The sequence below is a fragment of the Klebsiella sp. GW_Kp182 genome (genome assembly GCF_040062275.1).
Classification (GTDB): domain Bacteria; phylum Pseudomonadota; class Gammaproteobacteria; order Enterobacterales; family Enterobacteriaceae; genus Klebsiella; species Klebsiella michiganensis.
On sequence record NZ_JBEAFQ010000002.1, the window covers coordinates 153,146 to 167,967 of the forward strand.

A 14,822-nucleotide genomic window follows, 5' to 3' on the forward strand; every position below is an offset into this window, starting at 1 on the left:
GGCCGGCGCGCAGGCCTTTAGTTATCGTGCTGCATGACCTTAAGCAGCGTATCCAGCAGGCCGGGAAAGCGCGCGTCTAAATCTTCCCGGCGCAGCGAAATCAAATTCTCCCGCCCCTGAGGCCGCTGCCAGATCACACCGCTGTCGCGCAGGACGCGCCAGTGGTGGGTCATGGTCGACTTCGCCACATCTTCATGACGCAGGGCGTTACAGCTCTGCTCGCTGCCGTCGGCAAGGATACGGATAATCTCAAGCCGCAGCGGGTTGCCGAGAGCGAAAAGGACATTTTCGAGGCGAATTTGTTCACGTTCGGGGTGATTGGCGATCATAATATTCCTGTGTCGGCGGCGGCGCAGCTCCGTGAGCAGCAGCCCGTATCGGCGGCTGGCCGGTAATATACCGAAACTGCTTTTCTAAAGCCACGCGGGTCGTCGCAGCTTCACCAATAGTAACGATAGCAAAAATAGTTCGAATATACTCGTACAGTTGTACTATGATAGATGCCGTTATATGAACGGCGGCCAATTCCGGCCGCCTGTTAACAGTCACAATGACTAAGGACGCATCATGCCCCGACCCATCCCCCTCGAACGTTATCGCAACATCGGTATCTCCGCGCATATCGATGCCGGCAAAACCACCACCACCGAGCGCATCCTGTTTTATACCGGGATGAGCCACAAGCTGGGGGAAGTACACGATGGCGCGGCAACCACCGACTGGATGGCGCAGGAGCAGGAGCGCGGGATCACCATTACCTCCGCGGCGGTGAGCTGCTTCTGGCCCGGCATGGACCGCAGCTTCGAGCCGCACCGGATTAACATCATCGATACCCCCGGGCACGTGGATTTCACCATCGAAGTGGAACGCTCCATGCGCGTCCTGGACGGCGCGGTGATGGTTTACGACTCCGTCGGCGGCGTGCAGCCGCAGTCGGAAACCGTCTGGCGGCAGGCGAATAAATACCACGTTCCGCGGCTGGCCTTCGTCAACAAGATGGACCGCCCCGGCGCGGACTTTTTCCGCGTGGTGCAGATGATGATCGATCGCCTGAAGGCCAATCCGGTGCCGATTGCGATCCCGGTTGGCGCCGAAGAGCACTTCACCGGGGTGGTGGATCTCATCAAAATGCGCGCCATTTTGTGGGATGACGCCACCCAGGGGATGACCTTCAGCTATGCGCCGGTGCCTGACGACCTCGTGGAAACCGCCCGTCTGTGGCGGGAGAAAATGGTCTCGGCGGCGGCGGAAGCCAGCGACGAACTGATGGATAAGTATCTCGAAACCGGTGAGCTGGACGAGGCGGAGATTGTCGCCGGTCTGCGCCAGCGCACGGTGAAGGGGGAAATCCAGGCGGTGCTGTGCGGCAGCGCGTTTAAAAACAAAGGTGTGCAGCGGATGCTCGATGCGGTGGTTGAGCTGATGCCGTCGCCGCTGGATATCCCGGCGATTCAGGGCGTGGATGAGAAAGGGCGGCCCGCTGAACGTCATCCGGGCGACGACGAACCGTTCTCGGCGCTGGCCTTCAAGCTGATGACCGACCCCTACGTCGGACAGCTGACCTTTATCCGCGTCTATTCCGGGATGTTGAAAAAAGGCGATGCGGTGTGGAATCCGGTGAAAGGTAAGAAAGAGCGCATCGGACGCATCGTGCTGATGCAGGCCAACGATCGCCATGAGGTGGACGAACTGCACGCCGGGGACATTGCCGCCTGCGTCGGCCTGAAGGATGTCACCACCGGCGACACGCTGTGCGACCCGGATGCGGTGATTACCCTCGAACGGATGGAGTTTCCGGAGCCGGTGATTTCGCTGGCGATTGAACCGAAAACCAAAGCCGATCAGGAGAAAATGGGTATCGCCCTGCAGCGGCTGGCGGCGGAAGATCCGTCATTTCGTCTGCATACTGACGAGGAGTCCGGCCAGACGATCGTTTCCGGGATGGGCGAACTGCATCTGGAGATTATCGTCGACCGCATGAAGCGTGAGTTTGGCGTCGAGGCGAATATTGGGCGTCCGCAGGTGACCTATCGCGAGACGATCCGCAAAACGGTCAAAGAGGTGGAGGGCAAATTTGTCCGCCAGTCCGGCGGTAAAGGGCAGTACGGTCACGTGGTGCTGACCCTGGAACCGCTGGAGCCGGGAAGCGGTTTCGTGTTTGAGGACGCGACCAAAGGCGGCGTGGTGCCGCGCGAGTACATCCCTTCAGTGGAAAAAGGGCTGCGCGAAGCGATGGGCACCGGCGTGCTGGCGGGCTATCCGGTGGTGGATATCAAGGCGACCCTGACGTTTGGTTCGTATCACGACGTCGACTCGTCGGAGATGGCTTTCCGGATGGCGGCGATATTTGGCTTCAAGGAAGGGGCGCGCAGGGCCGACCCGGTTATTCTTGAACCGGTGATGCACGTGGAAGTGGAGACCCCGGAAGAGTACGCCGGGAATATCATGGGCGATCTCTCTTCCCGTCGCGGAATGGTGCAGGGGATGGAGGAGCGGTTCGGCAGCCAGATTATCCGCGCCGACGTGCCGCTGGCCGAGATGTTTGGCTATTCCACCACGCTGCGTTCAATGTCCCAGGGCCGGGCGACCTACAGCATGGAGTTCCACCACTACGCGGAAGCCCCGCGCAACGTGGCTGAGGCGATTATCGCCAGCCGCGCCAAAGGCTAAGCAACGTTCCCGGGTGCGACGCGAGGCGTCTTACCCGGGCTACGAGTCCTGCCATCGTTTGTAGCCCGGGTAAGGCGTTAGCCGCAACCCGGGAATTTCTGCCAATCAAACAATATCCTGCGCGTACTGCCACAGCGCCTTCAGCTGTGCCAGCTTCTCTTTATCGTCCGCATACTGCTGGTACAGCATCTGCAGCTCATCGGCGTAGGTCTGCAAAAACTCAGGCGTAAAGACCTGGCGACGGTGCTCTAACCAGCGCTGCTGCTCGGCTTCATCCAGCGTGCCGGGATAGTTGCGCGCGCGATAGTTGAACAGCAGGCGCTCGATACGCTGATCGGCGAAGGTAATATCCAGCGCCGGCAGGTTGCGCGGCTCGGTTTCGAGTACGATTTTCATCGCCGCGCGGTCGGCATCGCTGAAAAAGCCGTTATACAGCTGCGTATCGACATTATCGGACGGCACAAACGGCTCCGCTTCGGCAAAAATCGCCACCGCTTTCTCACGTACCTGCGGATTGGCCCGCAGCAGCTGGGCGTTCTCCAGACAGCGCTGGATATTGATGCCCAGCCGGTCGGCATCCTGCGGACGCAGGGTGTTTTGCTGCGCCAGCACCGGGCATTTATTCAGGTGGACCAGCTTGATCGGCACCGCAGCCAGATCGCCCAGCTCGCTTTTCGGCGTATACAGCCGCTCGCGCAGGGTGTCGGCATCGAGCTCCAGCAGGGGGGCGATGTCTCCGGCCAGGTCGACCATAATCACCGCGTTACGGTTGTCCGGGTGCCACGCCAGCGGGGCGACCAGGCTGGTATTGCCGCGCGCCGCGCCGAACATGCCGGAAACATGCACCAGCGGTTTGATTTGCGGCACGTCAATCAGCGTCGCCAGCTTACGCTTGTTGCGGTGGGCGTAAAGATAATCGAACAGGCGCGGCTGCTGGGTTTTCACCAGCTTCGCCATGGCGATAGTGGCGTAAACGTCGGCCATCGCGTCGTGGGCGTTGCTGTGTTCGATGCCATTAGCGACGGTCAGATGCTCCAGCCGGAAGCTCGGTAAGCCCTCTTCATTTTCCGGCCAGTTGATCCCTTCGGGGCGCAGCGCGTAGCAGGCGCGCATCACGTCCAGCAGATCCCAGCGGGAGTTGTCGTGCTGCCAGCTCCAGGCGTAGGGATCGTAAAAATTACGATAGAGAATGTTGCGCGTTACTTCGTCATCGAAGCGCACGTTGTTATAGCCGACGATGCAGGTTTTCGGCACCGTGAACAGATCGTGAACGCGGCGGGCGAAAGCGGCTTCGTTGTCCCCCCTGGCGTTCGCCTCCTGCGGCGTTATCCCGGTGACCATGACCGCCTGCGGCTGCGGCAGATAGTCATCGGCGAGCCTGCAGTAGAAGACTTCGGGTTCGCCGACGATATTCAGGTCTTCATCGGTGCGAATGGCGGCAAACTGCGACGGTCGGTCGAGCGAGGGACTGGTGCCGAAGGTCTCGTAATCGTGAAATAAAAATCCGGGCTGGCTGGCGCTATCTTGCATAATCTGTTCATTATTCCTGGTGGCGAGCAGCCTTCATGGTAAACGATTTGCCGGGCCATCAGAAGGGTATCCCCTTTGTCACGCGTCGGCGATGTCATATTTTCTTGCAATTAAACCCTGATTTGAAACGAGAAGTTCCGTAAAAAGGACGGCGAATCTGTCAATTTAGAGGATATGCCGTTGAAAGGCCGTTTTTTTATTGCTGTATCTTTGCTCGCTGCGAGCGTTTCCTGCGCATTTGCCGCCAATGATTTTCCCGTCAACGTGACGCCTCCTTCTATTCAGGCCGGTTCCTGGGTGCTGATGGATTACACCACCGGCCAGATCCTGACCGCCGGTAACGAGCATCAGCAGCGCAATCCCGCCAGCCTGACCAAACTCATGACCGGCTACGTGGTCGATCGCGCTATCGACAGCCAGCGCATCACCTTTGACGACATCGTCACCGTCGGGAAAGACGCCTGGGCGCAGGGTAACCCGGTCTTTAATGGTTCTTCGCTGATGTTCCTTAAGCCCGGCGATCGGGTCAGCGTACGCGATTTAAGCCGCGGGCTGATCGTTGACTCCGGCAACGATGCTTGCGTGGCGCTGGCGGACTACGTCGCCGGCGGCCAGCCGCAGTTCGTCGCGCTGATGAACAGCTACGTGGAAAAACTGCATTTGCAGGATACCCATTTTGAAACCGTCCACGGTCTGGACGCGCCGGGTCAGCACAGTTCGGCCTACGATCTGGCGGTGCTCTCGCGGGCGATTATTCACGGCGAGCCGGACGTCTACCATATGTACAGCCAGAAGAGCCTGACCTGGAACGGCATTACCCAGCAGAACCGCAACGGTCTGCTGTGGGATAAGACCATGAACGTCGATGGTCTGAAGACCGGCCACACCTCGGGCGCCGGCTTCAACCTGATTGCCTCCGCGGTGGACGGCCAGCGCCGGCTGATTGCGGTGGTGATGGGAGCCGACAGCCCGAAAGGGCGTGAACAGCAGGCGGCGAAGCTGCTGCACTGGGGCCAGCAAAACTTCGATACCGTCCAGGTCCTGCAGGACGGCAAGCAGGTCGGCGTTGAGCGTATCTGGTATGGCGATAAAGAGCAGATTAAGCTGGGGACCGATCAGGACTTCTGGCTAGCGCTGCCGAAGTCGGAAGTCTCGCGCATTAAGGCCAAATACGTGCTGGATAACAAAGTGCTGGAAGCGCCGATCGCCGCCCATCAGCGGGTTGGCGAAATCTCCCTTTACGATGGTGATAAAGTGGTGGCCCACTGGCCTCTGGTGACGCTGGAAAGCGTTGGCAAGGGCGGCGTGCTGTCGCGCTTTAGCGATTATCTGCATCAAAAACTGTAACTTCTCCGCCGCTCCGCCCGGAGCGGCATCTCGTAGCTGTTTGATTATTATGCCGCTTCGGTTGGCGCTTCGTTTACTTTCACTCCATTACCTTACCCGGTCACCCTTCAGGAAAAAGCCTGGCGCTTGTGCGCCATAAATGGAGCTGGGAAGATGAAATACTTTGCGCGTAGTGCGCTTTCTCTGGGACTTTTCACCGTTTTTAGCACTTCTGGTTTTGCCTCCGGCCTCGTTCTGGCCGATAACGAATTCCGCAATGATTTAGCCTGGTTATCCGACCGTGGAACCCTCTCGTTGAGCCTGTCGACCTGGCCTCTGAGCGAAGAGGAGATTAAGCGCGCGCTGGCCAATGCCCATCCGACAACGTCCGCAGAGCGGGTGGTACTGGGTCGGGTAAATCAGCGATTAAGCGCGCTGAAAGCTGACGTGCGCGTTACCGGCTACAGCTCCACTGATAAGCCGGGCACGCCGCAGGGGTTCGCCCAGTCTTACCCCGCCGACCAGTCGCTTTCTCTCGCCCTGAACAACAGCGGCGAATGGTGGGATCTGCACCTGCAGGGCAATGTTGAAGGCGACAAGCGCATCAGTAACGGTTCGAGCGTGAACGCCAACGGCGCATACGGCGCGGTTAAGCTGTGGAACCAGTGGCTGGCGTTCGGGCAAATCCCCCAGTGGTGGGGGCCGGGCTATGAAGGTAGCCTGATCCGCTCCGATGCCGCGCGTCCCATGACCGGTTTTCTGCTGCAGCGCGCCGAACAGCGGGCGCCGGAAACCTCATGGCTAAGCTGGATTGGCCCCTGGCAGTACCAGCTTTCCGCCAGCCAGATGAACCAGTACGCAGCCGTACCGCATACCAAAATCTTCGGTGGTCGCCTGACTTTTTCACCGCTCACCTCGCTGGAGCTGGGAGCCTCGCGCGTTATGCAGTGGGGCGGCGAAGGGCGGCCTTCCTCATTCAGCAGCTTCTGGGACGGCCTCACCGGCAATGATAACACCGGCGACTCGGCCGACGATCCCGGCAACCAGCTGGCCGGTTTTGATTTCAAGCTGAAGCTGGCGCCCACCCTCGGCTGGCCGGTGAGCATTTACGGCCAGATGATCGGCGAGGACGAAGCCGGATATTTACCCTCGGCGCACCTCTATCTTGGCGGCGTGGAAGGGCATCACCAGTGGAACAGCAATGCGGTTAACTGGTATCTGGAAGCCCACGATACCCGCTCGAACATGGGCCGTACTAACTACATCTATAACCACTTTATCTATAAAGACGGCTACTACCAGCAGGGCTATCCGCTGGGCGATGCGATGGGCGGCGACGGGCGTTTATATGCCGGTAAGGTGGAGCTGGTAACCGAAGAGAATCAGCGCTGGAGCGCGCGGCTGGTCTACGCTGAGGTCAATCCAAAAAACCAGCGAATCAATAAAGCCTTCCCGCGCGCCGATACGCTGAAGGGCGTACAGCTGGGCTGGAGCGGCGATGTTATGCCAACGGTACGCCTGAATACCTCCCTGTGGTACACCGACGCTAACCACAGCGCCAGCGACGATGTTGGGGCCAGCATCGGCGTTGAGCTACCGTTCAGTTTATAACCGTATGGCGGCGATTTTTTCATCTTCTTGCCGCGCGGATTTGTGAATTGCCGCACATACTGTGGGTGATAGTACTGCTAATTTATGTGTATATACATACAGTATTTTATCAACAGTGGAGGCAGCATGGACTATAACGTTAAATCCGTAGGCAAGAAGAAAATTGCTGGTTTTCATCTGGTCGGTCCCTGGGAGCAGACGGTAAAACAGGGGTTTGAACAGCTGATGATGTGGGTCGATAACAGCCAGGTGCCGGCGCAGGAGTGGGTGGCCGTTTACTACGACAACCCGGACGAAGTCCCGGCGGAAAAGCTGCGCTGCGACACCGCCGTCACGGTGGCGGACGACTACCAGATTCCTGAGGGTAGCGAAGGCGTGATGATGACCGAAATCGCCGGCGGGGATTATGCGGTTGCCCGTGCCAGAGTCGAGAATTTTGACTTTGCGACGCCGTGGTACCAGTTCTTCGAGAGCTTGATGCAAAGCACAACCCATCAGATGGCGATGAAGCCCTGTTTTGAAGTCTATCTTAACGATGGTAACCAGGACGGCTACTGGGATATTGATATGTATATCGCGGTCGAGCCAGCGGTGAAGTAGAACATTGTCCCTTCGTTTGACAAGGTTTATTACATTCGCGTGATGCTTGCGGCGAAAAAGCAGTTACAATTGGCCTTTTCGTTGTGTCGGAGTAGGTTGTGCGCGCGGATAAATCACTTAAGCCATTTGAAATTCGGCTGTATCGCCATTACCGCATCGTCCATGGCGTGCGAATAGCATTGGCCTTTGTGCTCACCTTTGTGCTGGTGCGCCTGCTTAACGTTCCTGAAGGCACCTGGCCCCTCATCACCCTGGTGGTGGTGATGGGGCCTATCTCCTTCTGGGGAAATGTCGTACCGCGCGCGTTTGAACGTATCGGCGGCACGATCCTCGGCTCGGCGCTCGGGCTGGTAGCGCTCAAGCTGGAGCTTATCTCTCTGCCCATTATGCTGCTGTGGTGCGCGGTGGCGATGTTCCTCTGCGGCTGGCTGGCGCTGGGCAAAAAGCCCTATCAGGCGCTGCTGATCGGCATCACCCTGGCGGTAGTGGTCGGCGCGCCGCCGGGCGATATGACCACCGCGCTGTGGCGAAGCGGCGACGTGATCTTCGGCTCCCTGCTGGCGATGCTGTTTACCGGTATCTGGCCGCAGCGGGCCTTTCTGCACTGGCGTATCCAGATGGCCAGCTACGTCACCGCCTTCAACCGTCTGTATCAGGCGGGCTTCTCGCCGAACCTCGTTGAGCGTCCGCGTCTGGAAAAGCATATGCAGAAGGTGCTTAACGACGTGGTGAAAATGCGCGGATTAATTACCCCTGCCAGCAAAGAGACGCATATCCAGAAGGCCATCTTTGAGGCGATCCAGACCGTCAGCCGTAACCTGGTGTGTATGCTGGAGCTGCAAATCAACGCCTACTGGGCGTCGCGTCCCGGCCACTTCGTGATGCTTAACGCCCATACGCTGCGCGAAACCCAGCAAATGACCCAGCAAACATTGCTGACTATCGCCCACGCATTGTATGAGGGCAATCCGCAGCCGATTCTTGCCAACAATGAAAAGCTCAACGAAATTGTGGCCGAACTGCGCCAGCTCATCAAAGAGCAGCAGGACGACAATTTCTCCGAAACGCCCATTCACGGTTATGTCTGGTTAACTATCGAGCTGGCGCGCCAGCTCGAACTGCTGTCGCATTTAATCTGCCGTGCGTTGCGTAAATAAAGACCAGACTCACGTGGTTTTTCCATCGCTTGCTTCGATTCAGCAGCGTTTAGGGTTATGATAACGGCAAAGGAAAAAACATTGTCATCAGCGGCTGCTAACAGTTATGTTAGCCCTATGTAGCAGTCGCTTTAGCGAATCCGAATCTCAAATATTAGGGGTATAAAAATGGAAACAACTAAGCCTTCTTTCCAGGACGTACTGGAGTTTGTTCGCCTGTACCGTCGTAAGAACAAACTGCAGCGTGAAATTCAGGACGTTGAGAAAAAGATCCGTGATAACCAGAAGCGCGTACTGCTGCTGGACAACCTGAGCGACTACATCAAGCCGGGCATGAGCGTTGAAGCTATTCAGGGCATCATCGCCAGCATGAAGAGCGATTACGAAGATCGCGTTGACGATTACATCATCAAAAACGCCGAGATCTCCAAAGAACGTCGCGATATCTCTAAAAAGCTGAAAGCGATGGGCGAAGCGAAAGTCGAAGATAAATCTGCCGAGTAAGCCCCGTTAATGCGCTCCGGCGGCGCTCGCTGCCGGAGTTTCTCTTCTTCCTCTTGCGTGACCTCACAGTTCCTTAGCAAAACCGCCCGCGCGACGCTGAACCTTTACCCAGGAATTTGGTATACTTCCGCCGTAAACATATTGATATCGGAAGGGTTTATCTCATGCTGTCCCTGCAACAGGTGCCGCCGCGATGATACTGATGACCGGCGACGCGCTTAGCGGCCAACGCCGTGACGCCGAATCTTTACTCAACTCTTTCGTTTCGGCGATCTTCATCGCTACCTCCCGGCTCTCCGACAACCAAATGGCCGCGCGCATTCAACACCACCGTGATACCCGGCTTGCCCACTGGCGGCTGGAAGAACTCGGGCAGGCTTTCTCCGCGCGGCAGCCGCGCGGATAAGTCAGGTCACGGTCGGTGGCGGGCATGAATAACCGCTGTCGCGGGGTTTATCGACAGGAGTCATCACTCAATGATTAAGTCTTTTTTTGCCGCATTATCATTTATCAGCCGCCTGCCGGTCCCGGCGCGTTTATCCCAGGGGCTGGAAATTGAACAATATCAACGTAGTATCATCACATTCCCCCTGGTGGGGCTGCTGCTGGGGGCGATTGCTGGCGCCGTTGTGATGCTGCTGCAGCCGTGGTGCGGCGGCCCGCTCGCCGCGCTGCTCGGCGTGCTGGCGCTGGCGCTGTTGACCGGCGGGTTCCATCTTGATGGGCTGGCGGATACCTGCGATGGCATCTTTTCCGCCCGCCGCCGCGAGCGGATGCTGGAAATTATGCGCGACAGTCGGCTGGGCACTCACGGCGGGCTGGCGCTGATTTTTGTGCTGGTTGCCAAAGTGCTGGTGGTCAGCGAAGTGGCGCTGCGCGGCACGTCGGCGCTTGCCGCGCTGGCTGCCGCCTGCGCCGTCGGCCGCGGTATGGCGGTACTGCTGATGTATCGTCAGCGCTACGCCCGGGAAGAGGGGCTGGGCAACTTGTTTATCGGCAAAATCACGCTGCGTCAGTCTCTGATTACCATGGGGATCGCGCTGGCGCTGGCGACGCTGCTGCTCGGGGTCAACGGTCTGCGGGCGGCGCTTATCACTCTGGTGCTGGTTTGGGCGCTGGGTCAGGCGCTCAAGCGTACCCTGGGCGGGCAAACCGGTGACACATTAGGCGCGGCGATTGAGCTGGGCGAAGTCATATTTCTGCTGGCCCTGCTGTAGGAGTTGCTTTATTCCCGGTGGCGCTGCGCTGACCGGGCTACAAGTCCACCGCTGTCTGCGGGCCGGTAGCCCGGGCAAGGCGCAGCGCGCCGCCTGCGGGGAATGTGTCGGAGTGACGGATTGGCGTGGTTTCTCCCGGCTCGCGCTGCGCTTAGCCGGGCTACAAATTCACAGCTGTCTGCGGGCCGGTAGTCCGAACAGGCGCATCGCGCCGCCTGCGGGGAATGTGCCGGAGTGATGAACCGGTGTGGTTTCTTCCCGGTGGCGCTGCGCTTAGCCGGGCTACGGGTTAACAGCAATCTGCAGGTCGGTAGCCCGGACAGGCGCAGCGCGCCGCCTCCGGGAAAATTATTCAGCGCACGTGCTTACAGCGCTTTTTGCCATACGCTCTGCGGCAGGAGGTAAACATCTGCCGGCGCCGTCATGCCGTCGGTCACGATATGCTGAATGCCGCTGGCCATTACCGCCAGGGTCACATCAAAGGCGTTCAGGCTATCGCCAAAGCCCGCGGTCAGGTTGAGCATTGAACCGTTCGCCATCAGATAAACGGTTTTATCGCCCATCCGGTAAGCGTTGATATAGGGCATGACCTCTTCATGACGGAACTGGCGCAGGTACTCACAGTCAATCTCTTCCGCCACGTGACCCACGTTGAGAATAAACACCCCGTCTTTGGACTTATCCAGCGCCTGGCGGTTGACGACTTTTTTACCGCCGGTCGCCGTGGCCACCACATCCGCGGAGGCAATCGCCTCCTGTAATTCAACGACGTGCCAGCCATCGTAGGCCGCCTGTAGTCTCCGCGCCGGGTCGATTTCCGCTACCATTACCTGGCCGCCGAAGGCCTTCGCCGCCGCCGCTACGCCCTGGCCAACCAGACCATAGCCGATGACCAGCACTTTTTTCTCATGCAGGGTCAGGTGGGTCGTCTGGAAAAAGGTGTGCCAGGCGGTCAGGCCGACCATATGACGGTTGTGCAGTCCCTCTTTTACCGGCAAATCATCCCAGTTAAAAATCGGGTAGCCGGGGTGAATATCGCCCAGGCGGCTAACGCCAGAGCCGGTCGCCTCAAGGCCCGCGACGATATTGCCAAACTCCCCGCGCTGATGCAGTAGGGTGGTAATATCCGCGCCCATTTCGCACAGATGCGTCGGCTGCCAGGCAATCGCTTTTTCCCAGGATTGCTGCCAGTCGGCGTCGCTCATATCCCGCCAGGCGCAGGCTTCCGCGCCGCGCTCCACCAGCCAGGCGACCACGTCATCCTGCACCGTCGTTGGGTTACAGGTGGTAAGAAAAACCTTCGCCCCTTTCTCCAGAATTCCCTGCACCAGGGGGATCATTTTCATATCGAGGTGCATACAGCAGGCGAGACGCACCTGGCTGAGATCCGGCAGGGCGGCGACCTGACGCAGGGTGCGCGGCATATTCTGACTGGCCCATGCGATCTCTTTCTCTAATTTTATCTTGTTATTCAACGTGTTTGACCTTCAATCCATAGAATGCTGATACCCAGAGGTGAGGGGATTTTAACGTAGCGCGCGCCGTTTTTACATTCACAAAATGAATGACGAAAAGCCACGACAAAGACATGGTTGTTAAAATAAGGTTAAAAAAAGAAAATGAAACATAAGTTCTTATTATGACGTAAGCGAGCTACACGATGTTAAGCGTTTTACCCGGATCGCTCTTTTCGCGGATCCGCATTTTCCTCGGTCGCCTCAAGCCGCACGCCCTGCCGGTTGCCAGAAAACATATTGTTCTGGCCTCTCTCGGCGCCGGGACGGGACTGGCGGTGACCAGCATGTTCAGCCACTGGCTGTTAGGCGAGGTCAATATCTGGTTTATCGCGCCAATGGGCGCATCGGCAGTGCTGCTGTTTGGCGTCCCGAGCAGTCCGCTGGCCCAGCCGTGGTCGATTGTCGGCGGCAACGTGCTCTCGGCGCTGATTGGCGTGACAGTGGGAATGGCGATCCCGAACCTGGCGCTGGCCTGCGGCGTGGCGGCGGGGCTGGCGATCGCCGGTATGTATTTCCTGCGCTGCCTGCATCCACCGGGTGGGGCGGTGGCGTTAACGGCGATCCTCGGCGGGGCGGGGGTGCAGAGTGAAGGCTACCACTTTGTTCTGACGCCGGTATTGCTCAATTCCCTGATGCTGGCGCTGCTGGCCATCGTCTTCAACAACATGGTGGGACGACGCTACCCGCACCCGCTGGCCGCAGAAGAGGTAAAGGCCAAAGCCGTACCGCTGGGCCTGTCGGTGACCCGCGATGATATTCACGCGGCCCTGCTGGACGGCCAGTTTCTCGATATCGATGAAGACGACGTGCAGGAGCTGCTGGAAAATATTGAACATAAAGCCAGACAGCGTATCGCCAGCGCCCGGCGATCCTGATGAGCTTTTCGGCTCTCTGGGGAACGCGGATTAACCCACGTGTTCCCCTTTTTATTGCCTTCCTCCCCGGCCATTAGCCTGAACCAGGCATTTTTCTCCCCCCGAAAGCAACAAGCTCTGCGGATCGTGACTGCGATCGACAAAATTGGCCATTCAATGAGCAAAAAGTTGACGCCCTTAACGAAATGAATATTTCAAAATAACTTGTTATGGATTTTTTAATCCGGTGGGGTATAACAAGTTGTTAAATAATGCACCCGGGTGCAAAGAGGTGCAAATGTATTCCTGATGCCAGAACCTGCCGTATCTGGTTCGGCAATGTGATCTTTTTATTCATAAAAACAAAACGATAGAACGCTCATCCCTGACAGGACAACAAAATGACCGATCATGTGATAACTGAAAGTCGTAAAACAGATAATGATAAGAAAATCAGATTAATAACCCTCGTCTCAACCATCGGTGGACTGTGCTTTGGTTACGACACCGGGGTTATTTCCGGCGCGCTGATTTTCATGAAAAACGATCTTGGCCTCACTCCTCTGCAGGAAGGGCTGGTGACATCGTTTTTATTATTCGGCGCGGCAATCGGCTCTGTCGGCGGCGGCTGGCTGTCCGACCGACAGGGACGGCGGAAAAATATTCTGTGGGTGGCGGTGATTTTTATCTTTGGCGCCCTCGGTACCGCCGTCGCCTGGGATATGTCGTCGATGATAATCGCCCGCTTTATTCTTGGCCTGGCGGTTGGCTGTGCGTCAGTGACGGTACCGATTTATATTTCAGAACTGGCGCGACCCGCGCAGCGTGAACGGCTGGTGACGGTCAACGAACTGATGATCGTCACCGGGCAGTTTCTCGCTTACTCCGTCAACGCTTCCATTGTCAATTTCTATCCCGACATGTCGCACAACTGGCGGCTGATGCTGGCCATTCCGGCGCTACCCGGCGCGCTGCTGTGGATTGGTATGCTGGTAATGCCGGAGTCTCCGCGCTTCTTCGTGCGTAAGGGGCAAATAGACAAAGCGGTTGCGGTGCTGAAAACGATTCGTCGGCCCGAAGAGGTGGAGCAGGAGATCCGCGATATCCAGCAGGTGAGCCAGATTGGCATCAATCATGGCCGATTTGTTGACGAGCTGAAGAGAAAATGGGTACTGCAGCTGATTTTGATCGGCCTGATGATTGTGCTGGCAACGCGCGTAACCGGCGTGAATACCATTATGTACTACGCGCCGACGGTGCTGAAAGCCACCGGACTTGGCGATGCGGCGGCGGTGACCGGCGCCGTGGCTAATGGCGTCGTCTCTATTCTGGCCACGCTACTGGGGATGCTGTTAATTGGCAGGCATTCCCGACGGAAAATGTTCTTTACCGGACAGATCGGCGTCACCCTTAGCCTGGTGTTGATTGGCCTCTCGTTCAAGCTCTTCTTCCATATGGAAACCGTCGATGGCGTCAGCGGCTTGCACGCCAACTTTACCGGTGCCAGCTACATCATTCTCGCCCTGATGCTGGTGTTCCTGACCTTTATGCAGGGTTGGATCGCACCGGTATTCTGGCTGATGCTCGCGGAAATCTACCCGCTGCGGATGCGCGGTCTGGGAATGGGTTTTGCGGTATTCGGTTTATGGATATTTGACTTCATCATTCAGTCTATTTTCCCGATTTTACTCAACAGCTACGGCGGTGGAATGACCTTCGGCTTCTTCGCGGCTACCAACGTCATAATGCTGATTCTGCTGGTGAAGTTCCTGCCGGAAACCCGCGGGTTAACCCTCGAACAAATTGAACAAAAATTCAGATTCTGATTTAGCAACG

The 14,822-nt window shown here is 57.6% G+C and carries 13 protein-coding genes; 10 read left to right on the forward strand and 3 right to left on the reverse strand.

What is annotated here, in order from left to right; translation table 11 throughout:
- Positions 1-17: 17 nt before the first annotated feature.
- Positions 18-329: a helix-turn-helix domain-containing protein gene (locus ABLU88_RS02805; protein WP_064374863.1), complete on the reverse strand. Its 312-nt coding sequence runs from the start codon at positions 327-329 to the stop codon at positions 18-20.
- Between the two features lie 238 nt (positions 330-567).
- Here ABLU88_RS02805 and fusA point away from each other — a divergent pair, with 238 nt between their 5' ends.
- Complete coding sequence (fusA, locus tag ABLU88_RS02810; protein WP_163462064.1) at positions 568-2,670, forward strand: elongation factor G; 2,103 nt, start codon at positions 568-570, stop codon at positions 2,668-2,670.
- Positions 2,671-2,775: 105 nt separating this feature from the next.
- Here fusA and sbcB read toward each other — a convergent pair whose 3' ends face one another.
- Positions 2,776-4,200: an exodeoxyribonuclease I gene (sbcB, locus tag ABLU88_RS02815; RefSeq protein WP_224225725.1), complete on the reverse strand. Its 1,425-nt coding sequence runs from the start codon at positions 4,198-4,200 to the stop codon at positions 2,776-2,778.
- Positions 4,201-4,380: 180 nt separating this feature from the next.
- Here sbcB and dacD point away from each other — a divergent pair, with 180 nt between their 5' ends.
- The 7 genes from dacD to cobS all read left to right on the forward strand — a co-directional run bounded on the left by dacD (position 4,381) and on the right by cobS (position 10,615).
- Positions 4,381-5,547, forward strand: coding sequence for a serine-type D-Ala-D-Ala carboxypeptidase DacD (gene dacD / locus ABLU88_RS02820; RefSeq protein ID WP_064404619.1), 1,167 nt, complete (start codon positions 4,381-4,383; stop codon positions 5,545-5,547).
- 153 nt (positions 5,548-5,700) lie between these two features.
- A complete protein-coding gene (locus ABLU88_RS02825; protein ID WP_047723374.1) occupies positions 5,701-7,137 on the forward strand; it encodes a capsule assembly Wzi family protein in 1,437 nt (478 codons plus the stop codon).
- Positions 7,138-7,263: 126 nt separating this feature from the next.
- Positions 7,264-7,737, forward strand: a complete 474-nt coding sequence (sbmC, locus tag ABLU88_RS02830) for a DNA gyrase inhibitor SbmC (RefSeq protein ID WP_048260881.1) — start codon at positions 7,264-7,266, stop codon at positions 7,735-7,737.
- A 98-nt stretch (positions 7,738-7,835) separates the two neighbouring features.
- Positions 7,836-8,894, forward strand: a complete 1,059-nt coding sequence (locus ABLU88_RS02835) for an FUSC family protein (RefSeq protein WP_004103626.1) — start codon at positions 7,836-7,838, stop codon at positions 8,892-8,894.
- 168 nt (positions 8,895-9,062) lie between these two features.
- Positions 9,063-9,398, forward strand: a complete 336-nt coding sequence (locus tag ABLU88_RS02840; protein WP_004103624.1) for a DUF496 family protein — start codon at positions 9,063-9,065, stop codon at positions 9,396-9,398.
- 193 nt (positions 9,399-9,591) lie between these two features.
- Positions 9,592-9,804, forward strand: coding sequence for a bifunctional adenosylcobinamide kinase/adenosylcobinamide-phosphate guanylyltransferase (locus tag ABLU88_RS02845; protein ID WP_053086428.1), 213 nt, complete (start codon positions 9,592-9,594; stop codon positions 9,802-9,804).
- Positions 9,805-9,874: 70 nt separating this feature from the next.
- Positions 9,875-10,615, forward strand: coding sequence for an adenosylcobinamide-GDP ribazoletransferase (gene cobS, locus ABLU88_RS02850; protein WP_049078720.1), 741 nt, complete (start codon positions 9,875-9,877; stop codon positions 10,613-10,615).
- Positions 10,616-10,980: 365 nt separating this feature from the next.
- On the opposite strand, the gene ABLU88_RS02855 is transcribed toward cobS, so the two are convergent.
- On the reverse strand, positions 10,981-12,090 hold the full coding sequence (locus ABLU88_RS02855; protein WP_025106052.1) for an adenosylhomocysteinase: 1,110 nt from the start codon (positions 12,088-12,090) through the stop codon (positions 10,981-10,983).
- Between the two features lie 185 nt (positions 12,091-12,275).
- On the opposite strand from ABLU88_RS02855, the gene ABLU88_RS02860 reads away from it, so the two are divergent.
- Positions 12,276-13,007 carry an HPP family protein gene (locus tag ABLU88_RS02860; protein ID WP_049082968.1) on the forward strand — a complete coding sequence of 244 codons (732 nt, stop codon included), beginning with the start codon at positions 12,276-12,278 and terminating at the stop codon, positions 13,005-13,007.
- Positions 13,008-13,387: 380 nt separating this feature from the next.
- Positions 13,388-14,812, forward strand: a complete 1,425-nt coding sequence (locus tag ABLU88_RS02865; protein ID WP_014230010.1) for a sugar porter family MFS transporter — start codon at positions 13,388-13,390, stop codon at positions 14,810-14,812.
- Positions 14,813-14,822 lie beyond the last annotated feature (10 nt).

Bases quoted from the DNA above. Each gene is read 5' to 3' on its own strand.
- ABLU88_RS02805 (WP_064374863.1), bottom strand. From the start codon at position 329: ATGATCGCCAATCACCCCGAACGTGAACAAATTCGCCTCGAAAATGTC.
- fusA (WP_163462064.1), top strand. From the start codon at position 568: ATGCCCCGACCCATCCCCCTCGAACGTTATCGCAACATCGGTATCTCC.
- sbcB (WP_224225725.1), bottom strand. From the start codon at position 4,200: ATGCAAGATAGCGCCAGCCAGCCCGGATTTTTATTTCACGATTACGAG.
- ABLU88_RS02825 (WP_047723374.1), top strand. From the start codon at position 5,701: ATGAAATACTTTGCGCGTAGTGCGCTTTCTCTGGGACTTTTCACCGTT.
- sbmC (WP_048260881.1), top strand. From the start codon at position 7,264: ATGGACTATAACGTTAAATCCGTAGGCAAGAAGAAAATTGCTGGTTTT.
- ABLU88_RS02840 (WP_004103624.1), top strand. From the start codon at position 9,063: ATGGAAACAACTAAGCCTTCTTTCCAGGACGTACTGGAGTTTGTTCGC.
- ABLU88_RS02845 (WP_053086428.1), top strand. From the start codon at position 9,592: ATGATACTGATGACCGGCGACGCGCTTAGCGGCCAACGCCGTGACGCC.
- cobS (WP_049078720.1), top strand. From the start codon at position 9,875: ATGATTAAGTCTTTTTTTGCCGCATTATCATTTATCAGCCGCCTGCCG.
- ABLU88_RS02860 (WP_049082968.1), top strand. From the start codon at position 12,276: ATGTTAAGCGTTTTACCCGGATCGCTCTTTTCGCGGATCCGCATTTTC.
- ABLU88_RS02865 (WP_014230010.1), top strand. From the start codon at position 13,388: ATGACCGATCATGTGATAACTGAAAGTCGTAAAACAGATAATGATAAG.